A 22,644-nucleotide genomic window follows, 5' to 3' on the forward strand; every position below is an offset into this window, starting at 1 on the left:
GGTGAACTCCCCGCCCGGGCCGTCGCGTTGTTCGCCTTCCGGGCCTCGCCTGCCGGTCCGTCAGCCGAGGATCAGCTGCACCGGGTTGCGCTCTAGCAGCAGCACCGCGACGTCGTCCGTCAGCGCGCCGCCGTTCAGCTCCTCGACCTCGGCGATGGCACTGTCCACCAGTCGCCCCCGGGTCAGTCCGGCGGCCTGGTGGTCGCCGATCAGCCCGGCGAGCCCGTCCTGGCCCAGACGCCGGGAACCGGCCCCGACCCGTCCTTCGATCAGGCCGTCGGTGTAGAGCAACAGCCGCCAGCCGGGACGGAGTTCGACCTCGTGGGCGGGCCAGGCGGCCTCCCCGTCGTGGCAGGGCAGCAGGCCGAGCGCGGGCCCGGCGAGGTCGGCGGGCAGGGTGACCGGCTCGTGGTCGCGGCCGAGCAGCAGCGGGGCCGGGTGCCCGGCGAGGTAGAGCCGGGCCCGTTCGCCGGTGCCCAGCGAGTCGAGGTCGCTGCCGGTGCCACCGGGCCCGATGACGAGCATGCAGAGCGTCGCGAAGATCTCGTCGCTGCGCCGCTCGTGCTCCAGGACGTGCTGGAGGGTGGTGAGCAGCTCCTCGCCGGTGAGGCCCGCGAAGACCAGGGTGCGCCACGCTATCCGCAGCGCGACGCCGAGTGCGGCCTCGTCCGGGCCGTGGCCGCAGACGTCGCCGATCACGACGTGGACGGTGCCGTCATCGGTGCGTACGGCGTCGTAGAAGTCGCCGCCGAGCAGGGCGCGGCGGCGGCCGGGGCGGTAGCGGCGGGTGAAGGAGAGCCCGGCGCCGTCCAGCAGCGGCGTGGGCAGCAGGTGGCGCTGGAGGCGGGCGTTCTCCTGGCCGCGCAGCTCGGCCTCGACCAGGCGGCGCTGGGACTCGTCGGCGCGTTTGCGCTCGACGGCGTAGCGCAGCGCGCGGGCCAGCAGCGGCCCGTCCGTCTCGTGCTTGATCAGGAAGTCCTGGGCGCCGGCGGCGACGGCGGCCGCGCCGAGTTCGGCCCCGGCGGCGTCGGTGAGCACCACCACGGGGATGTGCGGGGCGCGGCGGAGCAGCTCGTGCAGGCCCTCCAGCCCGTCGGAGGAGTCGGAGGGGTGCGGCAGGTCGGCGGGCGCGGCGAGGTCGAGCAGCACGCAGCCGAACTCGGGGCCGCGGGAGCGTCCGCGCCGGGCCGAGAGGGCGCTCTGGGCCAGCAGGGCGGTGGCCTGGTCGAGGCCGCGGGCCCAGTGGATCTCGATCGAGGTGCCGCTGTCGGCCACCGCCGCCTTGATCAGCTGGGCGTCCGAGGCGTCGTCCTCGATGACCAGCAGCCGCAGCGGCGCCCCGCCGTCGGCGGGGTTGTCGGGGCCGGGCCCCGGCGGGACCTCGGAGACGTGCGACGGGTGGACGGCGTGCGCGGCTCGCACCGCCTGCGAACGGGGGTGGGGTATCGGGGGAGCCGCCGTCGCGGGGCCGGTCGTGACCGGGCGGTTGCGGGCATGGCCGACGGGGGCGCCGTGGGCGCCCGACAGGTCCGCGGCGCCAGGTGCCCGCCCGTCTCCCGTTGCGGGCATCGGTGGTTCCTCCCTTTCCCCGACTGCGTAACGGTCGGCGTCCGTCCGCAGTGCCCGCCTGGCACCGTGCGTCGGGGAACTTCTCGCGACCATAACGTGATCTCCGGGGATTTCTCTGGCCGACCGGCGCCGTTGTGGTTATTGCCACGCCGGTGGCGGTGTGGTGATCGGACTCGGATGACGACGGATGCCCGTCGCGGCCGCGGCCGCGCGGGGAGGAGAAGGGGGCAGACGGTGGTGACACGGATCACCCTGGTTGAGGGTGACATCACGGAACAGCAGGTGGACGCGGTGGTGAACGCCGCGAACTCGTCCCTCCTGGGGGGTGGCGGGGTGGACGGCGCGATCCACCGCAAGGGCGGGCCGCAGGTCCTGGAGGAGTGTCGTCGACTGCGCGCCTCGCACTGGGGCAAGGGGCTGCCCACCGGGCACGCGGTGGCGACGACGGCCGGACGGCTGCCGGCCCGGTGGGTGGTGCACACCGTCGGGCCGGTGTACCGGGAGGAGGAGTACGAGGAACGGGCGGAGCTGTTGGCCTCCTGCTATCGCGAGTCGCTGCGCGTCGCGATGGAGCTGGGCGCGCGCACGGTGGCCTTCCCGGCCGTGTCTGCCGGGATCTACGGCTGGCCGCCGGCGGACGCGGCCCGGATCGCGCTGGGCACCGTCGCCCGGGTGCTGGACGGCGGTGGCGCGGAGGCGGGTGCGGCGCCGGTGGAGGTGCGGTTCGTGCTGTTCGGGGCGGAGATGTACGGGGTGTTCGAGCGGGCCCGACAGGAGCTGCTCGGGCCGGATGACTGACAGGCGGGACGGCTGAACGGCGGGGCCGGACAGGGTGCGTACCGGGCGGCGTGTGGTGTCGTCGCCCGGTCGCGTCCATGGTGGCGTGACGAGGCGTCAACACGCCAGAGATATTCGATAACTCGTTCGAGTGAATGCGTCGGGTCGCTCACCAGCTCCCGCCCGCACCGGGCCCGCGGCGGCTCCGGCGGCTCCGGCGAATCCGGAGACTACGGCGCGAGCGCCGACCAGGGCAGCGTGATCTCGCCCTGCCGCCACCGCCCCCGCGCGTCCACCAGCGGCCAACTGCCCGCCAGCGCCGTGCAGGCCGCCACCCAGCGCTGCCGCGCCCCGAACGCCCCGTACGGCGCCGCCGCCGCCCAGGCCCGGTCGAAGTCGGTCAGGAAGGCGTGCACCGGCCGCCCCGGCACGTTGTGGTGGATCAGCGCCTTCGGCAGCCGCTCGGCGAGGTCGGAGGGCTGCTCCAGGCCGCCGAGCCGGGCCGCGAAGGTCACCGTCCGGGGGCCCTCCGGGCCGAGCGCCACCCAGACGTGCCGCCGGCCGATCTCGTCGCAGGTGCCCTCGACCAGCAGCCCGTCCGGGGCGAGCCGGGAGCGCAGCCGCTCCCAGACCCCGGCCACCGCCGCCTCGTCGTACTGCCGCAGCACGTTGGCCGCCCGGATCAGCCGGGCCGGTGCGCCGCCGTCCAGCGGCACCTCGAAGCCGCCGCGCCGGAAGGTGAGCAGCGGCGGCGCGGCGTACGGCAGCGCGGCTGCGACCCGCTCCGGTTCGATCTCGATGCCGACCACCCGGACGTCCGGCCTCACCGCGCGCAGCCGGGCGGCCAGTTCGACGGCCGTCCACGGCGCGGCGCCGTAGCCGAGGTCCACCGCCACCGGCGGGTGCTCGGCGGCGCGCAGGGCCCGGCCGAGGGTGTGGGCGATCCAGCGGTCCATCCGGCGCAGCCGGTTGGTGTTGGTGGTGCCCCGGGTGACGGTCCCCACCGGGCGTCCGGTCCGCCCGCGGGAGGGCGCGGCGGTGGCGGGGTCGAAGGAGGCGGCCATGCCCAGAAGGGTAGCCGGGGAGCCGGTGGCACCGCGCTGACCAGGCAGGACGGCGTCCGGCCCGGATCGGGCGGTGGACCGGTGGGGCTCGTGGGCCGGACCGGGAATGCCGGACGCCGCCCGCGTGGTTGGCACACTGGTGGTGATGTGTGCCCGGACGGGGCAGCGCACACCGGACAACGGGCGGCCCGACGCGGACCGCCTAGACGGGCCGCACAGAGGAGGCTTCAGCCAGGTGATCCAGCACCCCGTCCGTTCGGTACGCCGTGCCCAGCCCGCCGTGCCCGCGCGCGGCCGGCTCCAGTCGCTCGTCCCCGGGCGCCGCCGCCCGCGCCGGATAGCGATGTTGAGCGTCCACACCTCGCCGCTGCACCAGCCCGGCACCGGGGACGCCGGCGGGATGAACGTCTACATCGTCGAGCTGGCCAAACGCCTGGCCGACCTCAACATCGAGGTCGAGGTGTTCACCCGGGCGATCTGCTCGGACGACGCCCCGACCGTCGAACTGGCCCCGGGCGTGCTGGTCCGCCACGTCACCGCCGGGCCGTACGAGGGCCTGGTCAAGGAGGACCTGCCGGCCCAGCTGTGCGCGTTCACCCACGGGGTGCTGCGCACCGAGGCGGGCCACCGCCCCGGCCACTACGACCTGGTGCACTCGCACTACTGGCTCTCCGGGCAGGTCGGCTGGCTGGCCGCACAGCGCTGGGGGGTGCCGCTGGTGCACACCATGCACACCATGGCGAAGGTCAAGAACGCCGCGCTGGCCGAAGGCGACACGCCCGAGCCCGCGGCCCGGGTGATCGGCGAGACCCAGGTGGTGGAGGCGGCCGACCGGCTGATCGCCAACACCACCGAGGAGGCCGCCGAGCTGGCGCTGCACTACGCCGCCCGGCCGGACCAGCTGGCCGTCGTCCACCCCGGCGTCAACCTCGACGTCTTCCGCCCCGACGGTGCCGGGGCGTCCGCCGCCGCCCGGGCCCGGCTGGGCCTGCCGCAGGACGCCGCCGTGCTGCTCTTCGCCGGCCGGATCCAGCCACTGAAGGCCCCCGACGTGCTGCTGCGGGCGGTCGCCGCGCTGCTGGCCCGCCGTCCGGAGCTGCGCGAGCGCCTGGTGGTGCCGGTCGTCGGCGGCCCGTCCGGCACCGGGCTGGCCCGGCCGGAGAGCCTGCACAAGCTCGCCGCCCAGCTCGGGATCTCCGACGTGGTCCGCTTCCACCCGCCGGTCGGCCAGGAACGGCTCGCCGAGTGGTACCGCGCGGCGACGGCCCTGGTGATGCCCTCGTACAGCGAGTCCTTCGGTCTGGTCGCGCTGGAGGCGCAGGCCTGCGGCACCCCGGTGGTGGCGGCCGCGGTCGGCGGCCTGCCGGTCGCGGTCCGGGACGGCGAGACCGGCAGCCTGGTGCGCGGCCACGACCCGCTGGAGTGGTCGCACGCGTTGGAGCCGTACGTCACCGACCCGGCGCTGGTGGCCGGGCGCGGTGCGGCGGCGGCCCGGCACGCGGCCGCCTTCGGCTGGGACACCGCGGCGGCGACCACCGCCGAGGTGTACGCCGGCAGCCTGGCCCGCCCGGCCGGCCGGCTGGCCACCGCCCGCCGCCGGCTCACCTGAGGCCGGGGCCCGCGACGACGGAGGCCGGGGCCGGAGCCCTGGACCGAGCCCCGGGCCCGGGACGACGGAGGCCCCGTGCCGGGCGGGCCGTGCTGCGCCCGACGGGTACCGGCGAGTAACGTCACCTCCATGGCAATCCGCACCAAGGACGAGGCCCTGACCCTCCTGCGCACCGCCCTGGACGACACCGGGGTGGCCTGGGAGCCGGCCGCCACCGACCCGCACACCCTGGTGGCGACCCTCCCGGGCACCCGGAAACTGAGCACCACCTGCGCCCTGCGGGTCGGCGACCACACCCTGTCGGTGAACGCCTTCGTGATCCGCCGCCCGGACGAGAACCACGAGGCCGTCTACCGCTGGCTGCTGGAGCGCAACACCAAGCTGTACGGCGTGGCCTACGCGATCGACGCCCTCGGCGACGTCTACCTGGCCGGCCGGCTTCCGCTGGAGGCACTCACCCCGCTGGTCGTGGACCGGGTGCTCGGGACGGTGCTGGAGAACGCGGACGAGCCGTTCAACACCCTGCTGGAGCTGGGCTTCGCCTCGGCGATCCGGCGCGAGTGGGAGTGGCGGACCAAGCGCGGGGAGTCCACCCGCAACCTGGCCGCCTTCGCCCACCTGGCCGACCGGGACGCCGACGGGCACGGCGCCGCCGGCTGACGGCCGGCGGCCGGCGGCACGGGATCAGGCGCGGGCCGGGGCCTGCCCGACCTCCGCGGCGGGCGCCGCTCCCGGTGCCGCTCCCGGCGCCGGCACCGCGACGGCCTCGACGACCGCGACCGGCCCGGGGCCCGTCGCCGCGCCGGTCCGCTTCCCCAGCAGCAGGTAGCCGGCCGCGGCGACCGTGCCGCAGACCCCGCACGCGCCCCACAGCACCCCGCTGCCCGCCCGCTCCAGCAGCACGCCGCCCGCGGCCGGGCCGAGGAACGAGGCGAGCGACCAGGAGAGCGAGTAGACGCCCTGGTAGCGCCCGCGCGCGCGGGCCGGGGACAGCTCGGCGATCAGGCCCATGAGGGTCGGCGTGTAGAGGATCTCCCCGACCGTCCAGACCGCCACGGTGAGGGCGTAGATCCACGCGGACGACCCGGCCAGTGCCGTCATCCCGAACCCCCAGCCGATGAACAGCGAGGCCGCGGCCAGCATGGCGGACCGGCTGCGGTTCTCGACCCAGCGGGTCAGCGGGATCTGCAGCAGCACGATCAGCAGCCCGTTCAGGCCGATGACCAGGCCGTACTCGGTGGACGTGATCCCCCAGCGGCCCATGTCCACCGCGAGGGTGGTGGAGCCCTGTTGGAGCACCAGGGCGAGCAGCAGGGTGAGCCCGACCACGGCCATGAAGCGGCGGTCGCGGAACACCGTGCCGAGGCCGACCGCCGGCTCGTCGGCCTTCGCTGCCGGGGCGTCGGGCCTGGTCTCCGGGATCCGGACGAAGACCACCACCGCGCAGAGCACGGTGGAGAGCGCGTCCAGCAGGAAGAGCGCGAGGTAGCCGTGGGTGGCGATCAGGCCGGCCACCGCCGAGGAGAGGCCGAAGCCCAGGTTGATCGCCCAGAAGTTCAGCGAGTAGGCACGGACCCGGTCGGCGGCCGGGACGATGTCCGCGATGATCGCCGAGATGGCCGGGCGGGTGGCGTTGTTGCAGAAGCCGACCAGGAAGGCCACCACCGCGATCGCGGCCTGCCCGTCGGTGAAGCCGAGCACGGCGGTGAACAGCGCGGTGCCGAGCTGGGCGGCGAGCAGGGTCGGACGGCGCCCGACCCGGTCGGTCAGCACCCCGGCCACGATCGAGGAGGCCGCCGAGCCGAGGCCGAACAGGGCGGCGACCAGGCCCGCGTAGGACGCCGAGTACCCCCGGCTGCTGGTGAGGTAGAGCGCCAGGAAGGTGACCACGAAGGCGCCGAGCCGGTTGACCAGGGTCGAGACCCAGAGCCACCAGAACTGGCGCGGCAGTCCGCCCGCCGTCTCCTGCACCATTCTTCGGAACCGGGCGGTGACGAGCATGTGGGGGCTCCCGAGGGCAGGTGTCCGCTGAGCGGCGCGGGCAGGCCCGGTCAGCCGACGTATGTAAGTGGCAGGTGCGCGCCGGACACGTTACACAGCGGGACAAGGTCCCCACCAGGGGTTTTCGGGCCCTCCACTAAGCTGGGGCCCATGGCTGACACGACGTACCGACTCATCCTGCTCCGCCACGGCGAGAGCCAGTGGAACCAGAAGAACCTGTTCACCGGTTGGGTCGACGTCGACCTCAACGAGAAGGGTGAGAAGGAGGCCGCCCGCGGTGGCGAGCTCCTGGCCGCCGAGGGCCTGTTCCCCGACGTGGTGCACACCTCGCTGCTGCGCCGCGCCATCCGCACCTCGCAGATCGCCCTGGACAAGGCCGACCGCCACTGGATCCCGGTCAGCCGCAGCTGGCGCCTGAACGAGCGCCACTACGGTGCGCTGCAGGGCAAGGACAAGGCCCAGACCCTGGCCGAGTTCGGTGAGGACCAGTTCCAGCTGTGGCGCCGTTCCTACGACACCCCGCCGCCGGTGCTGGCCGACGACGCCGAGTACTCGCAGGCCGGTGACGCCCGCTACGCCGACATCCCGAGCGAGCTGCGTCCGCGCACCGAGTGCCTGAAGGACGTCGTCGAGCGGATGCTCCCGTACTGGTACGACGCCATCGTCCCGGACCTCGCCTCCGGCAAGACCGTCCTGGTCACCGCCCACGGCAACAGCCTGCGCGCGCTGGTCAAGCACCTCGACGGCGTCTCCGACGAGGCCATCGCCGGCCTGAACATCCCGACCGGCATCCCGCTGGTGTACGAGCTGGACGCCGACTTCAAGCCCGTCACCGCGGGCGGCCGCTACCTCGACCCGGACGCCGCCGCCGCGGCCATCGAGGCGGTCAAGAACCAGGGCAAGAAGTAGGCGCGAGCGGGCGCGCAGTCGGCCCGGAGCGTGTGGAGGCCCCGTCACCCGGTTCGCCGGGGGCGGGGCCTCTTCCGTTCAACCTGCCTGCCGGGATGGCGAGTTGGGCGGTCCTGAAAGTGGTTCAGACCATTGACGGGCGGTGGTGGCGGCTCCTACCGTGAAGGCACCGGGCCGGCGCGGGCATGCCATGGATCTCCCCGTCCGGGCCCGCACCCCCACGTGCGCGTCCGCGCCCCGGTGCACTCTCCATCCACCCCCACGGAGGAGCACCATGCGCACACGTCACGTCGTCGGGGCGGTGGTCGCCGCGCTGGCGGTACCGCTCACGCTCGCCTTCCCGGCCTCGTCCCACGGCTGGATCTCGACCCCGCCCAGCAGGGCCGCTCTCTGCGACGTGCACACGAGCGGCGTCCCCTGGGACTGCGGCGACATCCAGTGGGAGCCGCAGAGCGTCGAGGGCCCCAAGGGCTTCCCGGCCCTGGGCCCCTCCGACGGCACCATCTGCGCCGGCGGCAACGCGCGCTTCGCGGAGCTGGACGACCCGCACGCGGGGGCCTGGCCGACCACTGCGGTGACGGCGGGTCGGCAGCTCACCTTCACCTGGACGTTCACCGCCCGGCACGCGACCACGGACTTCCGCTACTACATGACCAAGCCGGGCTACGACGCCGGCCGGCCGATCACCCGGGCGAACCTGGACCTGACGCCCTTCCTGACCGTCCCGTACGGCGGGAAGCAGGTGCCGAGCACGCTGAGTCACACCGCGACCGTCCCGGGCGGGCGCACCGGCCACCAGGTGGTCGTCGCGGTCTGGACGATCGCCGACACCGGGAACGCCTTCTACTCCTGCACCGACGTGCGGTTCTGACACCGGGCCCCGGCCCCGCGGGCGGGCCGGACGCGAACCCGGACGCGATTTGGACCCGGACGCGAACGAGGTGCACGGCCGCCGGAATGCCGTGCACCTCGGGGGTCCTCAGTGGCCGCCGCAGCAGCCGCCGTGCGCGCCGCCGCACTGGCAGGGCGCGCCGGACTGGCAGCCGCAGCCGCAGCCCGGGCCGCAGCCGCAGCCGGCGGCGAGGACGGGCAGAAACCTCGGGGCGGGCGGCTCGACGGTGTCGCGGGCGGGTGCCGGGCGGGTCGGGTTGGCTTTCATCGAGCTGTTCCCTCCGTGAAGCGGGCACACGCCGGCGCCCGATGCTTCGAGTGAAACCGCCGAACGGAGGGAGCGTCAACGGGCGCGCAGTGGTGGGGCGTACGGAAACGCGTGCGCCCGCACCACCCTCGCCGCAGGTTTACTCACCCCTGGGGATGAGCGGCCGTCGGGACGGAGCTCACTCCGCCGCGCCGGCCTCCAGCGCCTCGGCGGCCTCGGTGGCGGCCACGAACTCGGCCACGTGCTCGCCCGTCACCAGGTACACAACGCGCTTGGCGACCGACACCGCGTGGTCCGCGAAGCGCTCGTAGTAGCGGCCGACCAGGGTGATGTCGACGGCGGTCTCGATGCCGTGGTGCCAGCGCTCGTCGATCAGGTGCGACAGCAGCTCGCGGTGCAGGGTGTCGATGGCGTCGTCGTCCTGCTCCATCTCCAGGGCCTTGTCGACGTCCTTGGTGGCGATCACCAGGCCGGCCTTGGCCACCAGGCGCTGGGCGAGCTGGCCCATCTCCAGGACGGTGGCGTGCAGGTCGCGCGGCACGGCCGTGTCGGGGTAGCGCATCCGCGCGACCTTCGCGACGTGCCGGGCGAGGTCGCCGCAGCGCTCCAGGTCGGCGCTCATCCGCAGTGAGGTGACGACGATGCGCAGGTCGGTGGCGACCGGCTGCTGCCGGGCCAGCAGGTCGATCGCCCGGTCCTCCAGCTCGTGGTGCAGCTCGTTGATCTTCTCGTCGGCGGCGATCACGCTCTCCGCCAGCGCCAGGTCCGCGTCGAGGAGGGCGGTGGTGGCGCGGCCGAGGGCGGAGCCGACCAGCCGGGCCATCTCGATCAGGCTGTCGCCGATCGCATCGAGTTCCTCGTGGTACGCGTCGCGCATGTTCTCTCCTCAGTAGCTGTGTCGGTGGCGGTGCCGACCGGTCAGCCCGTCCGACCGTCGTTCCGGCGTTCGGGTGACCGCTGCTGGTGGCGCGCATCGTACGCGCACACCCGAGCCGGTGCGTCCTGTTCGGCGCGCCGATCTCTCCCACACGGGCTGCCTGGCCAACTTTCCGCCGTCAGGGCGACGGTGCACGGCCGGTACGGTGAATCAGCAGCCACACGAAGGTGAATTCTCGGCAACGCGTGGTCGATGCCTTGATCCAGCCCTTGGGGAGTGACCTGGCCGTGCGCTTACGCTGGCCACATGGACGTGAACGTGGCCGCCGCCGCTGCCTGCGCCATAGCCGGGCTCGGTGTCGGCCTCACCGCCTCCATCGCCTTCCGTTGGAGCGAGCGCGAGCAGGCCAGGGGCAAGCACAGCGGCACCAGCGGCAGGAACCACGGCCGGTACCAGGCACTGGGCACCGGCAACCCCGAGCCGCCCCTGCCGCCGGGGGTCGACACCGTGCTCTCCGTGCTGCGCTCCTGCGCGATCGTGCTGGGCGAGGGCGACGAGGTGGTCAAGGCGAGCTCGGCGGCGTACGCGATGGGCCTGGTGCGGGGCGGTGCGGTCGCCGTGGACCAGATGCTCGCGCTGGCCCGCGCCACCCGCCGGGACGGCGAGATCCGCCAGGTCGAGCTGGAGGTGCCCCGACCGGGCGCGGCCCGCGCGGCCGAGCCGCTCGCGGTCTCCGTCCGGGTCGCCCCGCTGGGCTCCCGGCTGGTGCTGGTGCTGGTCGAGGACCAGACCGAGCGGCGCCGGGTGGAGGCCGTCCGCCGGGACTTCGTGGCCAACGTCAGCCACGAGCTCAAGACCCCGGTCGGTGCCCTGTCGCTGCTCTCCGAGGCGGTCGCCGACGCGTCCGACGACCCGGAGGCGGTGCAGCGCTTCGCCGGCCGGATGCAGGTCGAGGCGACCAGGCTGGCCAGCCTGGTCCAGGAGATCATCGACCTCTCCCGGGTCCAGGACGACCGGTTGATGGTCGACCCGGAGCCGGTCGCGGTGGACGAGCTGATCGCCGAGGCGATCGACCGCTGCCGCCAGCAGGCCGCCGCCAAGCAGATCCTCATCGCGGCGGGCGGCATCGCCGGCCTCTACCTGCACGGCAACCGCGGCCAGCTCGCCGCGGCGCTCGGCAACCTGGTCGAGAACGCCGTCAACTACAGCCCGCCCCGCACCCGGGTGGCGATCGCCACCCGTCGGATCTCCAGCGCCGCGGCGCTCGGGGAGGCGGACGGCGAGCTCATCGAGATCTCGGTCACCGACCAGGGCATCGGCATCTCCGAGAAGGACCGCGAGCGGGTCTTCGAACGCTTCTACCGCGTCGACCCGGCCCGCTCCCGGGCCACCGGCGGCACCGGCCTCGGCCTCTCCATCGTCAAGCACGTCGCCGCCTCGCACGGCGGCACGGTCTCGGTGTGGAGCGTCGAGGGCCAGGGCTCGACCTTCACCATCCGCCTGGCCGCCGGACAGGCGCCCGTCGACGACGGGCCCGACGGGACCGACGACGATCCGGACCGCGGTCCGGACGCCGCCGGGCTCGCCACGGCACCCCGAACCCTCACCACGGACCGCACGGACCACCCGGACCGTACCGACCGTTCGCTCCCTGCCGGGGAGCGGGAACAACACCTGTCAGACACAACCCCCCAGCTTGCCCCGGAGGCCTGATCGTGACCCGAGTACTGGTGGTCGAGGACGAGGAGTCGTTCAGCGACGCCCTCTCGTACATGCTCCGCAAGGAGGGCTTCGAGGTGGCCGTCGCCGCCACCGGCCCCGACGCGCTGGAGCAGTTCGAACGCAACGGTGCCGACCTCGTCCTGCTCGACCTGATGCTGCCGGGCCTGCCCGGCACCGAGGTCTGCCGCCAGCTCCGGGTGCGGTCCAACGTCCCGGTGATCATGGTGACCGCGAAGGACAGCGAGATCGACAAGGTCGTCGGGCTGGAGATAGGCGCTGACGACTACGTCACCAAGCCGTACTCCACCCGGGAGCTGGTCGCCCGGATCCGCGCGGTGCTGCGCCGCCGCGGCGAGGACGGCGGCGCGGGCGAGAACGGCAACGGCCCGGGCGCCCTGGAGGCGGGACCGGTCCGGATGGACGTGGACCGGCACGTGGTGACCGTGGACGGCGCCAAGGTCGACCTCCCGCTCAAGGAGTTCGACCTGCTGGAGATGCTCCTGCGCAACGCGGGCCGGGTGCTCACCCGCATGCAGCTGATCGACCGGGTCTGGGGCGCGGACTACGTCGGTGACACCAAGACCCTGGACGTCCACGTGAAGCGTCTGCGGGCCAAGATCGAGCCGGACCCGGGCGCGCCGCGCTACCTGGTCACCGTCCGCGGCCTGGGCTACAAGTTCGAGCCGTAGACCGAAGACACCCCGTCCCACGCGGAAGGCCCCCGCCGGCAGCAGCCGGAGGGGGCCTTCGCGCGTTCCCGGCGGGCCCGCCGGGGGCGGGGGCGTCAGTGGGTGGCCGGGACCGCCGGGGTGGTGGCGCCGGCCGGGACGGCCGGAGCGGTGGCCGTGGTGCCCGGCGTCGCGGTGGTGCCCGGGGTGGTCGTGGCGCCCGGGGTGGTGGCACCGGCGGTCGGGGAGGCCGAGGCGGGGGCGGTGGTCTTGGCGGGCACGGCGCTCGCCGTGGGGGTCGGGCCGTAGCCCTTGTACAGGCCCTTGCCGTCCGGGCTCACACTGGCCTGGGCGGTGACCTTCTGGCCGTCCTTGAAGGTGAAGGTCGTGTCGGCGAACCCGCCGACGTGGACGGCCGCGGTCGCGACGAGGGCGGACGGGTTGCCCTGACCGCCGATCGCCACGGCGCCACCGGCCGGGATGACGATGCCGGTCAGCGGGGCACCGGCGGCGTCCGCGAAGGCCGCGGAGGCGGTGTCGACGGTGACGGACTGCAGCTCGGCCGGGACCTCGCCGGTGTTCGCGATGTTCACGACCACGTTGGCGGGGCCGGTGTAGTCGCCCGAGGTGCCCACCCCGGTGACGATCACGATGTTGTTCAGTCGGAGGTTCGTCCCGAGGGTTGCCGCCGCGTTGTCCGGCTTGACCTGCAGGGTGTCCGGCGTGTTGCCGGCTGCGCAGGAGGACAGCGATGCGATGGCGATGGCGGCGATGGCGGCGATGCCGCCGCGTCGAAGGCTGCGGCTCACGGCGGCGGCTTCTCCTAAGTCACGTGTCGATAGGTCAGGTCTCAGATTATCGACCTCGTTTATGCGCTCCTCACGGGGTGGTCCCCGTGTCGCACTCCTGGGGGTCCCCGGGGGCCGTCCGGCGGTACGTCCGCCATGTCCTGGTCACATCGCGGACAAGCTTCGACCAAGATCGAATAACGATTGGGTCGCGACCGGAAAAGGGGTGAAAGCTCAAGATCCAATCATGCTTGCGGGGGTGTTGCGCAAGGGTTTCGACGAACCCCGGAACCGCCTCCGACCTGCGGGAAGCCCCTCTCGAACACCGGTCGCAGCACGTGATGGGGGTGCTTGTCAAGCCCCGAGACCTGCCCTGACCTGCGAAAACGCCCTTCGGGTGCGCCGAGAAGCGTGTTATTCTGGAAAGCCACGGAAGGGGTCCTGTCACATGACGTTCAAGGTTGGCGACACGGTGGTCTACCCCCATCACGGGGCCGCACTGATCGAGGCCATCGAAACTCGCCAGATCAAGGGTGTGGACAAGACCTACCTGGTGCTCAAGGTGCAGCAGGGAGACCTGACGCTCCGCGTGCCCGCCGAGAACGCGGAGTTCGTCGGCGTGCGCGATGTGGTCGGCCAGGAGGGTCTGGACCGGGTCTTCGAGGTGCTGCGCGCACCGTACACGGAAGAGCCGACCAACTGGTCCCGTCGCTACAAGGCGAACCTGGAGAAGCTCGCCTCGGGCGACGTTATCAAGGTCGCCGAGGTTGTGCGCGACCTCTGGCGTCGCGAGCGCGAGCGCGGCCTCTCGGCCGGCGAGAAGCGGATGCTCGCGAAGGCGCGCCAGATCCTCGTCAGCGAACTCGCGCTGGCGGAGAACACCAACGAGGACAAGGCGGAAACGCTGCTCGACGAGGTCCTCGCCTCGTAGCGCACGCGTCGCCGCATGCGGTCGGGCTGCCGCCCAACGCTCACAGCGCCCGGTGTCGGCGCGCCGCTCCTCGGACGAACCGTCCGGGAGTGGTGCAGTGGCACTCCGGGCGCTGAGGCGTGTCCGGACAACGCCTCCCACCCGGGCCGGCCCAGGCCGGCGGGACCGTTTCTGCGCGCCCGCCCTCTCGCGGATCCTGCGGAGTGCGAACGCTGCGGAACCGTGCGGCGGGCAGCGGACCGTGGCTCTTCGGAAGGGGTCCGGTGCGCCCGCCGGGCACGCCATGGCCATACCCACTTCGCCGAAGGAGTGAAACCTGAACGCGTCAGCAGCAGTCGCAGCAGCAGTGGTGCCCGCCGCCGGACGTGGTGAGCGGCTGGGCCCCGGGGCCCCGAAGGCCCTGCGGGAGCTGGGCGGTGTCCCGCTCCTGGTGCACGCCGTCCGGGCGCTGGCCCGCAGCCGGGCCGTCGGCCTGGTCGTGGTCGCCGCACCCGCCGACGGGGTGGCCGAGGTGGTCGCCCTGCTGGACAGCCACGGGCTGGACGGCAAGGACGTCCGGGTGGTGGCCGGCGGCGCGACCCGCCAGGAGTCGGTCCGGCTGGGCCTGGCCGCGATCCCGGAGGACGTGGAGATCGTCCTGGTGCACGACGCGGCACGGCCGCTCGTGCCGGTCGAGGTGGTGGACGCCGTCGCGGCCGCCGTCCGGGCCGGGGCGCGGGCCGTGGTGCCCGCCGTGCCACTGGCCGACACCGTGAAGCGGGTCGAGCCGAACCCGGGCCACCCCGAGCCGGTGCTCGACACGCCCGAGCGGTCCGCCCTGCGCGCGGTGCAGACCCCGCAGGGCTTCGACCGCGCCACCCTGGTCCGGGTGCACGCCGAGGCGCTGGCCGAGGAGAACGCGGGCACCGCCGGCGCGCCGCCGGTCACCGACGACGCCGGCCTGGTCGAGCGCTACGGCGGCGGGGTCGTCGTGGTGCCCGGCCACGAGGAGGCGTTCAAGGTCACCCGTCCGCTGGACCTCGTGCTCGCCGAGGCCGTACTCGCCCGCCGGAGGGCTGCCGATGCCTACTGACCCGCAGACCCCCGTGATCCCCCGCACCGGGATCGGCACCGACGTGCACGCCTTCGAGGGCGGCCGCCCGCTCTGGGTGGCCGGGCTGGAGTGGCCGGACGCCGGGGCCGGGCTCTCCGGGCACTCGGACGCCGACGTCGCCGCGCACGCCGCCTGCGACGCGCTGTTCTCGGCCGCCGGGATCGGCGACCTCGGCGCCCACTTCGGCACCGACCGCCCGGAGTGGGCCGGCGCCTCCGGGGCGAAGCTGCTCGCCGAGGCGGCCCGGCTGGTCCGCGAGGCCGGCTTCGAGATCGGCAACGTCGCCGTCCAGGTGATCGGTGTCCGGCCGAAGATCGGCAAGCGCCGGGCCGAGGCGCAGGCCGCGCTCTCGGAGGCGGCCGGCGCCCCGGTCTCCGTCTCCGGCACCACCACCGACGGGCTGGGCCTGACCGGCCGCGCCGAGGGGCTGGCCGCGATCGCCACCGCCCTGGTGTACGAGCGGCGTTGAGGCCGGTGGGGCCGGTGAGGTGAGCGGGCCGGGAAGAAACCGCGCCTGACGGGTGTTCACCGGTTCGCGCGGGGGCCCGGGTCGATACTGTTCGGCTTCGGGCCCGAGCGGGGCATCCCTCCGGGCCGTGACCGCCGCCGACGAGATGAGGTTCGCCAGATGACCACCCAACTCTCCGACCGTGCCAAGGCGTTGATCGACGGCAAGAGCTTCGCCGTGGTCTCCACGATCCAGCCCGACGGCAGCCCCCAGTCCTCGGTGGTCTGGGTCAGGCGGGACGGTGACGACATCCTGTTCTCCACCGTCCAGGGCCGCCGCAAGCACCTCAACCTGGTGCGGGACCCGCGCGTCTCGATCCTGGTCAACCCGGCGGACAGCCCGTACGAGTACCTGGAGGCGCGCGGGGAGGTCACCATGACCACCGAGGGCGGCCGGGAGCTGATCGACGAGCTGGCCGCCAAGTACCGCGGCGTGGACAAGTACACCTGGGACGGCCCGGAGGACGTCCGCGTGGTGGTGCGGCTCACCCCCCGCAAGGTGGTCGGCGGCATCTGATCCGACCGCCCGCGACCTGCCGTTCCCCGGGATCACGCCCCCGTTGTCCCGGGGAATGTGGCGGGGCACCCCCTGCTGCCCACTACGCTTGACGCTGTGAGCATTCGTCTGTACGACACCAGCACCCGCCAGGTACGCGACTTCGTCCCGCTTGTACCGGGTTGTGTCTCGATCTACCTGTGCGGCGCTACCGTCCAGTCGGCGCCTCACATCGGGCACATCCGCTCCGGGCTCAACTTCGACATCATGCAGCGGTGGTTCGCCTACCGCGGCTACCAGGTGACCTTCGCCCGGAACGTCACCGACATCGACGACAAGATCATCGCCAAGGAGCGCGAGCTCGGCGTCCCGTGGTGGCAGATCGCCTACGAGAACGAGCGCGCCTTCAACGACGGCTACACCGCCCTCGGCTGCCTGGCGCCGACCGTCGAACCGCGGGCCACCGGGCACATCCCCGAGATGGTCGAGATGATGCAGGGGCTCATCGAGAAGGGCCACGCCTACGCGGCCGACGGCAACGTCTACTTCGACGTGAAGTCGTACCCCGAGTACCTGGCGCTCTCCAACCAGAAGCTGGCGGACCTGCGCCAGCCGAGCGGGGACGGCGAGACCGGCAAGCGGGACCAGCGTGACTTCGCGATGTGGAAGGCCGCCAAGCCGGGCGAGCCGAGCTGGGAGACCCCGTGGGGCCGCGGCCGCCCGGGCTGGCACCTGGAGTGCTCGGCGATGGTCCACAAGTACCTGGGCCCGGCCTTCGACATCCACGGCGGCGGGCTGGACCTGATCTTCCCGCACCACGAGAACGAGATCGCCCAGTCCAAGGCCTACGGCGACGACTTCGCCGCCTTCTGGGTGCACAACGCCTGGGTCACCATGGCGGGCGAGAAGATGAGCAAGTCGCTGGGCAACTCGGTGCTGGTCTCCGAGATGGTCCGGAACTGGCGTCCGATCGTGCTCCGCTACTACCTGGCGGGCCCGCACTACCGCTCGATGATCGAGTACAGCGAGGAGTCGCTGCGCGAGGCCGAGGTCGGCTTCGGCCGGATCGAGGGCTTCATCCAGCGCGCCGTCGAGCGCTGCGGCACGGTCGACGCGGCGCCCGAGGTGCCGCCGGCCTTCGCCGAGGCGATGGACGACGACTTCGGCGTCCCGCAGGCGCTGGCCGTCGTGCACACCGCCGTCCGCCAGGGCAACAGCGCCCTGAACGCGGACGACAAGGAGAGCGTGGTGGCGCGACTGGCCGAGGTCCGTGCGATGCTCGGAGTGCTGGGCCTCGACCCGCTCGACCCGCACTGGGCCGGGACGGACCGCGGCGAGGCTGGGACACTGGAGAGCATGCACGGCGTGGTCGACTCGCTGGTCCGCCTGGTCCTGGACCAGCGGCAGGCGGCGCGCGAGCGCAAGGACTTCGCCACCGCGGATGCCATCCGCGACCAGCTCGGCCTGGCCGGGCTGGCGATCGAGGACACCCCGTCCGGCCCGCGCTGGACGATCAACAGCCAGTAACCCCATCTGACGATCGGGGTGATGGGTGGGCCGCACCGGACCGGTGCGGCCCTCCCGCATGACGTAGCGCATGCCGTCGGCCGCCGCCGGACAGAACGGGGCGGCCAGGGCATGCCGGACAGACAGGAAGTACAGCCATGGCCGGCAACAGCCAGCGCAGGAACCGCCGCAACCCCGGATCGAAGAAGGGTGCGTCTGTCGGTACCGGCGGGCACAGCCGGAAGTCGCTCCAGGGCAAGGGCCCGACCCCGCCCGGCGCGGAGCGCAAGGGCCACCCCAAGCAGCGGGCCGCCAACGCCGCGATCAAGCGCGAGCGCGACGCCAAGGCCCGGGCCGGCATGCGGCGGGCCGGCGGCGCCGGCCGCGGTGGCCGGGGCGGCGCGGGCAGCGCCGAACTGGTCTTCGGCCGCAACTCGGTGGTCGAGGCGCTGCAGGGCGGCGTGCCGGCCACCGCGCTGTACGTCCAGCAGTTCATCGACACCGACGACCGGGTCCGCGACGCCTTCCAGGCCGCCAACGACCGCGGCATCCCGCTGATGGAGGCCCCGCGCCCGCAGCTGGACCAGATGACCGGCGGGCTCAACCACCAGGGCCTGGTGCTCCAGGTCCCGCCGTACGAGTACGCCCACCCCGAGGACCTGCTGGCCGAGGCCGCCGACGCCGGCCAGGACGCGCTGATCATCGCGCTGGACGGCGTCACCGACTCGCGCAACCTGGGCGCCGTGGTCCGCTCCGCCGCCGCCTTCGGCGCGCACGGCGTGGTCATCCCCGAGCGCCGCGCGGCCGGCATGACCGCCGGTGCCTGGAAGACCTCCTCCGGCGCCGCGGCCCGGCTGCCCGTCGCCCGGGCCACCAACCTCACCCGCACCCTGGAGGCCTACCAGAAGGCCGGCCTGATGGTGGTCGGCCTGGCCGCCGACGGCGAGGGCGAGCTGGGCGACCTGGAGCTGCTGACCGGCCCGGTCGTCATCGTCGCGGGCAGCGAGGGCAAGGGCCTGTCCCGGCTGGTCTCGGAGACCTGCGACATGCGGGTGCGGATCCCGATGTCCGGGCTGACCGAGTCGCTGAACGCCGGTGTCGCGGCGGGCATCGTGCTGTACGAGGCCGCCCGGCTGCGCGCCAAGCGCTGAGGCGGAGGCTGACGTGCTCGGCCGTGGTCGACGTCGAGGCTGACGTGCTCGGCCGGGACCGGGGGCGAGGTTGGCGTGCTCGGCCGGGACCGGGGGCGAGGTTGACGTGCTCGGCCGAGGTCGGCGTCGAGGTTGACGTGCTCGGCCGAGGCTGCCGCTGCGGTGGTGGCGTCCGCCCGGGCCGCCGCGCCGGTGGACGCGGAGATGTGCGCCGAGCACCGAGCACGTTCGATGGGCGGGGCGCAGGCGATCTTCCGGATTGCCTGCAATCCGGGTGAAAGGCGATCGGGTCCGACCGGGCCCGATCGCTTTTTTCATGATCACTTCAAGTATGCGCCGGACATCCACCCGGGAGAGTGTCCTAAGCGGCCGTCACCCGGTTAGACGGGCGTGGACACCAGAACACCTCGGCGCCCCCTGTTCGGCGGCGGCAGCACCGGGATAGACGCGGGCCCCGGCCTCAACACCGTCAAGGTGGAGTCGGACCCCGCGCGGCTCAGCAGCACCCAGGCGAGCTTCCGACTCCGGCTCGGCGTCCCGGTGGCGCCGCTGATCGAGGCCCCGGCCGGACTGCTGTCCACCGGCGCCGCGTTCGGCGACCCCTACGCCAACCAGGGCCTGATCCGTCGTCCGCTGGTCACCCCGCAGGTCGTCGTGCCCGCCTCCGCCGTCCCGGCCCTGGCCGGGGCCGGCGCGCCGCGCCGCAAGGGCCGGGTCACCGCCGTCACCTGGACCGGCCAGGCGCCCCCCGGCGACCTCGCGGCCACCCAACTGCTGGAGGCCGTGCGCCAGGGCGGTGCCCCCGGGCGCGGCCGCGGCGTCGGCCTCGCCGAGGCGGACACCCAGGTGATCCCGTCCCTCGCGGGCGCCCGGACCGTGCCGCGCCAGCCCCGCGAGGGCAACGGCAGCGCCACCGACGCGGGCGTCGGCCCGATCGGTGAGCCGCACGGCTGGACCCCGAGCGGCGAACTGCCCGAGGTCTCCGCCGTCGACGCCGAAGGCAAGCAGCCCTGGTACCCCGGCCGCCGGGTCGACCTCGGCTTGGTGCTCCTGCCGCTGCGCGCCGTCCTCGGCTCGCTCTCGGTCTACGCCGGGTTCAGCAAGCTGTGCGACCCGGTGTACTTCGACGGCGGCGAGCGCGGCTCGATGATGCGCTGGCTCTCCTCGCTGCACCCCTGGAAGGTCGCCGAGCCGCTGCTGGCCTTCGCCATGGCGCACCCGGTGGGCGCCGGCCTGATCGTGTCGTTCACCGAGATCGTGGTCGGCGTGCTGACCGTCCTCGGCCTCTGGCAGCGGCTCGCGGCCGGGGCGGCGATGGTGCTCTCCGCCGCGCTGCTGTTCACCGTCAGCTGGCGGGCCGTCCCCGTCTACGACACTCCCGACCTGATCTTCCTCGCGGCCTGGAGCCCGCTGCTGATCGCCGGGGCACCGTTCGCCTCGCTCGACGGCCGGCTCAACCTGGAGGCCTGGCGGCGGTTCGGCGCGGACGCCCCCGGGGCGCTGCGCCGGCGGGTGCTGCGCCGCGGCACGGTGGTCACCACCGTCGTCGTCGGTCTGACCCTGCTGCTCGGCTCGATGTTCGGCGCCGCCGTCCGCACCGGCGCCCGCGCGCACCAGGCACCGACCCGGCCCGCCAACGACTACGGCACCCCGGTGTGGCCGTCCGGCAGCCCGTCCGGCGGCCCCGGTGGCAAGGGCCCGTCCACCTCGCCCTCGCCCACCGCCCCGCGCCCGGCCACCCCCACCCCGAGCGCCACCACGCCGTCCACCGCCCCGCCCTCCAAGCCCGCCACCCCGCCCCCGAGCGGCAAGGGCCACTCCGGCAAGGCGGAGACCGGGTCGGGCTCCTCCCCGGCGCCCGCCGCACCGTCCGCCGGATCGGGCGGCTCCGCGCCCGCCCAGCGCAGCACCCCGGGCCCCGGCGGCTCGGGCCCGGCGCCCAAGTCCAGCCCCAGCTCCGGCGCCGGGCTGCTCGGCGGGGTGCTGGGCAGCGCGCCGCTGGCCGACCTGTCCGGCGGCGCCCGCTCCTCCCGCCCGGGGGCCCCGACCGCGACCTGAGGGTGAGGGCCTGACACGACGGATCGGCCGGGTGCTCCGTGGGGGAGTACCCGGCCGATCCGTCGTTGTCCGTCGCTGTTGTCCGTCGGCGCTGTCCGTCGCTGCTTGTTGCTGTTGTCCGTCGGCGGGGTGCCACGGGGCTGCGGGAGCCTACGGGGCCGCGGAGGCCGCAGGGGCGGCCGGGGGCGTCACCGCGGCGTGTGGCCGGCTCCGGCGGCGAGTTCCTTGGCGGCCTCGGTGAGGTCCTTGGCGGTGTCGATCGCGCGCCAGTACACGCCCTGCGGCAGCTGGTAGCCCGCCAGCCGCTTGCTGCGGGCGAGTTGGGGGAAGGTGGTGCGCTCGTGGTCGCCCACGTCCGGCAGCAGCTCGGCGAACTCCGGGCTGAAGACGTACAGGCCGGCGTTGATCAGGAAGGGCGAGGGCGGCGCCTCGATGAAGTCCAGCACGTTGCCGAACTGGTCGGTCTCCACCGCGCCCCACGGGATCCGCGGCCGGGCCAGCGCGAGCGTCGCGACGGCGTCCCGCTCGTGGTGGAAGGCGGCCATCTCCCGCAGGCTGAAACGGGTCCAGATGTCGCCGTTGGTGGCGTACCAGGGCTCGTCCGGGCGGGGCAGCGCCTTGGCCGCGTACTTCAGCCCGCCACCGCGCCCGAGCGGCTCCGCCTCGACCACCGTGCGCACCCGCAGCGGCAGGTCCGTCGTGGCCAGCCACTCCTCCAGCACGTCGGCCAGGTGCCCGCAGGACACCACCACGTCGGTGACGCCCTCGGCGGTGAGCCAGGCCAGCTGGTGGCCGAGGATCGGCGTGCCCGTCCCCGGGATCTCGACCAGTGGCTTCGGCCGGTCGTCCGTGTAGGGCCGCAGCCGGGAGCCCTGGCCGCCGGCCAGGATGACCGCCTGGGTCACCGGCGTCGACGTCGGCCGGGGCGGGTGGGATTGCGGGGCGGTCCGGGCCAGGGAAGAGCCCTGGGACTGCGGGGAGTTCGGGGACGCGAGGTCGGCGGTGGGGCCGGAGTCAGCGGTCATGCCTGAACAATAGGGCCGCCACCCCGGGCCAGGACCGGTTCCGGGCCCGCCGTCGAACTCCCGCCCGCGGGGCGGCGAGGACGGGCCCCGGCGTCGGCGTCAGCCCACCACACCCGCCGCGAACGCGCCGTCGCAGACCGGGCGGGCGAAGGACCGGGCCCGCTGGACGTCGCCCTGGTACTTGCGCACCGCCGCCTTGCCCAACTCGGTGGCCAGCGAACTGCAGTACGGCGTCAGCGAGGGCTGCTCGCGCATCGAACGCTCCAGCAGGTCCAGCGCGGCGGACGGGTTCTTCGCACGCAACTCGTCCAGCAGGGCGACCCGCAGGGACTCCTGCGGGGCGAGCCCGTCGGCGGACCTGGTCGAGGTGTCGGAACGCCCGATCCCGGCGCCGTCACCGCTGGACGCCGCCACGACCTGCTGGTCGAGCCCGGTCGGCGGGGCCCACGGGACCCTGGTCACGGCGAGGGTGCCGGTGGTCACCAGGACGACGGGCAGGGTCAGGGCGACGGTCTGGCCGATACGGCGCACAAGCTGCTTCACCCTCAGGAGAGTAGCGGTGGGTACGGGCGAGATTGCCCTCCGTTACACCATCGAGTGACACGCTGTCCTGGTTCGTCCCCACGCCGTGTTGACGCGTTGACGCGTTGACGCGGGACGCACGGCGGGAGCCCGCCGGACCGGGGAGGGTCCGACGGGCTCCGTTGCTTCGATGCCGGTGGCGGCGGCGATGC

Annotated in this window: 22 protein-coding genes; 14 read left to right on the plus strand and 8 right to left on the minus strand. The window is 73.9% G+C overall.

The features are described 5' to 3' along the window. Positions 1 to 60 precede the first annotated feature (60 nt). On the minus strand, positions 61 to 1,569 hold the full coding sequence (locus tag ACFV04_RS18310) for a PP2C family protein-serine/threonine phosphatase (protein ID WP_380530076.1): 1,509 nt from the start codon (positions 1,567 to 1,569) through the stop codon (positions 61 to 63). A gap of 237 nt (positions 1,570 to 1,806) precedes the next feature. On the opposite strand from ACFV04_RS18310, the gene ACFV04_RS18315 reads away from it, so the two are divergent. Further along, a complete protein-coding gene (locus ACFV04_RS18315) occupies positions 1,807 to 2,367 on the plus strand; it encodes an O-acetyl-ADP-ribose deacetylase (protein WP_380340906.1) in 561 nt (186 codons plus the stop codon). A gap of 209 nt (positions 2,368 to 2,576) precedes the next feature. Here ACFV04_RS18315 and ACFV04_RS18320 read toward each other — a convergent pair whose 3' ends face one another. Next, the gene (locus ACFV04_RS18320; protein ID WP_360252693.1) at positions 2,577 to 3,410 is read right to left on the minus strand and encodes a class I SAM-dependent methyltransferase; all 834 of its coding nucleotides are present in this window, start codon (positions 3,408 to 3,410) and stop codon (positions 2,577 to 2,579) included. Positions 3,411 to 3,648: 238 nt separating this feature from the next. On the opposite strand from ACFV04_RS18320, the gene mshA reads away from it, so the two are divergent. Further along, positions 3,649 to 5,019 carry a D-inositol-3-phosphate glycosyltransferase gene (mshA, locus tag ACFV04_RS18325; RefSeq protein ID WP_380340909.1) on the plus strand — a complete coding sequence of 457 codons (1,371 nt, stop codon included), beginning with the start codon at positions 3,649 to 3,651 and terminating at the stop codon, positions 5,017 to 5,019. 129 nt (positions 5,020 to 5,148) lie between these two features. Further along, positions 5,149 to 5,679: a YbjN domain-containing protein gene (locus ACFV04_RS18330; RefSeq protein WP_380340670.1), complete on the plus strand. Its 531-nt coding sequence runs from the start codon at positions 5,149 to 5,151 to the stop codon at positions 5,677 to 5,679. Between the two features lie 24 nt (positions 5,680 to 5,703). On the opposite strand, the gene ACFV04_RS18335 is transcribed toward ACFV04_RS18330, so the two are convergent. Continuing rightward, entirely contained in the window at positions 5,704 to 7,020 is a 1,317-nt protein-coding gene (locus ACFV04_RS18335) for an MDR family MFS transporter (protein ID WP_380530080.1), read from the minus strand. Positions 7,021 to 7,170: 150 nt separating this feature from the next. Between ACFV04_RS18335 and ACFV04_RS18340 the strand changes: the two genes are divergently transcribed. Next, positions 7,171 to 7,929, plus strand: coding sequence for a phosphoglyceromutase (locus tag ACFV04_RS18340; protein WP_380340676.1), 759 nt, complete (start codon positions 7,171 to 7,173; stop codon positions 7,927 to 7,929). Between the two features lie 274 nt (positions 7,930 to 8,203). Then, a complete protein-coding gene (locus ACFV04_RS18345; RefSeq protein ID WP_380530084.1) occupies positions 8,204 to 8,800 on the plus strand; it encodes a lytic polysaccharide monooxygenase in 597 nt (198 codons plus the stop codon). Positions 8,801 to 8,908: 108 nt separating this feature from the next. Here ACFV04_RS18345 and ACFV04_RS18350 read toward each other — a convergent pair whose 3' ends face one another. Beyond that, complete coding sequence (locus ACFV04_RS18350; protein WP_380340681.1) at positions 8,909 to 9,088, minus strand: hypothetical protein; 180 nt, start codon at positions 9,086 to 9,088, stop codon at positions 8,909 to 8,911. Between the two features lie 178 nt (positions 9,089 to 9,266). Next, a complete protein-coding gene (gene phoU / locus ACFV04_RS18355; RefSeq protein ID WP_380340684.1) occupies positions 9,267 to 9,965 on the minus strand; it encodes a phosphate signaling complex protein PhoU in 699 nt (232 codons plus the stop codon). Between the two features lie 306 nt (positions 9,966 to 10,271). On the opposite strand from phoU, the gene ACFV04_RS18360 reads away from it, so the two are divergent. Together ACFV04_RS18360 and ACFV04_RS18365 are read left to right on the plus strand one after the other, a co-directional pair. Continuing rightward, positions 10,272 to 11,678 (plus strand): sensor histidine kinase, encoded by a 1,407-nt coding sequence (locus tag ACFV04_RS18360; protein ID WP_380530089.1) that lies wholly within the window; start codon positions 10,272 to 10,274, stop codon positions 11,676 to 11,678. A 2-nt stretch (positions 11,679 to 11,680) separates the two neighbouring features. Further along, entirely contained in the window at positions 11,681 to 12,376 is a 696-nt protein-coding gene (locus tag ACFV04_RS18365) for a response regulator transcription factor (protein WP_189915892.1), read from the plus strand. A 95-nt stretch (positions 12,377 to 12,471) separates the two neighbouring features. Here the strand turns inward: ACFV04_RS18365 and ACFV04_RS18370 are convergent, their stop codons facing one another. Next, on the minus strand, positions 12,472 to 13,164 hold the full coding sequence (locus tag ACFV04_RS18370) for a DUF461 domain-containing protein (protein WP_380530092.1): 693 nt from the start codon (positions 13,162 to 13,164) through the stop codon (positions 12,472 to 12,474). A gap of 427 nt (positions 13,165 to 13,591) precedes the next feature. On the opposite strand from ACFV04_RS18370, the gene ACFV04_RS18375 reads away from it, so the two are divergent. The 7 genes from ACFV04_RS18375 (at position 13,592) to ACFV04_RS18405 (ending at position 20,885) form a co-directional block, all read left to right on the plus strand. Then, positions 13,592 to 14,074 carry a CarD family transcriptional regulator gene (locus ACFV04_RS18375; protein WP_014136563.1) on the plus strand — a complete coding sequence of 161 codons (483 nt, stop codon included), beginning with the start codon at positions 13,592 to 13,594 and terminating at the stop codon, positions 14,072 to 14,074. Between the two features lie 346 nt (positions 14,075 to 14,420). Continuing rightward, the gene (gene ispD / locus ACFV04_RS18380) at positions 14,421 to 15,146 is read left to right on the plus strand and encodes a 2-C-methyl-D-erythritol 4-phosphate cytidylyltransferase (protein ID WP_380530095.1); all 726 of its coding nucleotides are present in this window, start codon (positions 14,421 to 14,423) and stop codon (positions 15,144 to 15,146) included. Beyond that, positions 15,136 to 15,636: a 2-C-methyl-D-erythritol 2,4-cyclodiphosphate synthase gene (gene ispF / locus ACFV04_RS18385; RefSeq protein ID WP_380530098.1), complete on the plus strand. Its 501-nt coding sequence runs from the start codon at positions 15,136 to 15,138 to the stop codon at positions 15,634 to 15,636. Before ispD ends, ispF begins: the two co-directional genes overlap by 11 nt. 159 nt (positions 15,637 to 15,795) lie before the next feature. Continuing rightward, positions 15,796 to 16,191, plus strand: a complete 396-nt coding sequence (locus ACFV04_RS18390; RefSeq protein WP_380530101.1) for a PPOX class F420-dependent oxidoreductase — start codon at positions 15,796 to 15,798, stop codon at positions 16,189 to 16,191. A 96-nt stretch (positions 16,192 to 16,287) separates the two neighbouring features. Then, entirely contained in the window at positions 16,288 to 17,697 is a 1,410-nt protein-coding gene (gene cysS / locus ACFV04_RS18395; protein WP_380340697.1) for a cysteine--tRNA ligase, read from the plus strand. 137 nt (positions 17,698 to 17,834) lie between these two features. Continuing rightward, entirely contained in the window at positions 17,835 to 18,827 is a 993-nt protein-coding gene (gene rlmB, locus ACFV04_RS18400) for a 23S rRNA (guanosine(2251)-2'-O)-methyltransferase RlmB (RefSeq protein ID WP_380530104.1), read from the plus strand. A gap of 390 nt (positions 18,828 to 19,217) precedes the next feature. Further along, a complete protein-coding gene (locus ACFV04_RS18405) occupies positions 19,218 to 20,885 on the plus strand; it encodes a DoxX family protein (protein ID WP_380530107.1) in 1,668 nt (555 codons plus the stop codon). 188 nt (positions 20,886 to 21,073) lie between these two features. Here the strand turns inward: ACFV04_RS18405 and ACFV04_RS18410 are convergent, their stop codons facing one another. Further along, the gene (locus ACFV04_RS18410; RefSeq protein WP_380530110.1) at positions 21,074 to 21,910 is read right to left on the minus strand and encodes an NDP-sugar synthase; all 837 of its coding nucleotides are present in this window, start codon (positions 21,908 to 21,910) and stop codon (positions 21,074 to 21,076) included. A gap of 99 nt (positions 21,911 to 22,009) precedes the next feature. Then, entirely contained in the window at positions 22,010 to 22,453 is a 444-nt protein-coding gene (locus ACFV04_RS18415) for a hypothetical protein (protein WP_360252734.1), read from the minus strand. Between the last annotated feature and the right edge of the window lie 191 nt (positions 22,454 to 22,644).

Origin of the sequence: Kitasatospora sp. NPDC059599 (assembly GCF_042735125.1) — a bacterium.
Lineage (GTDB): Bacteria > Actinomycetota > Actinomycetes > Streptomycetales > Streptomycetaceae > Kitasatospora.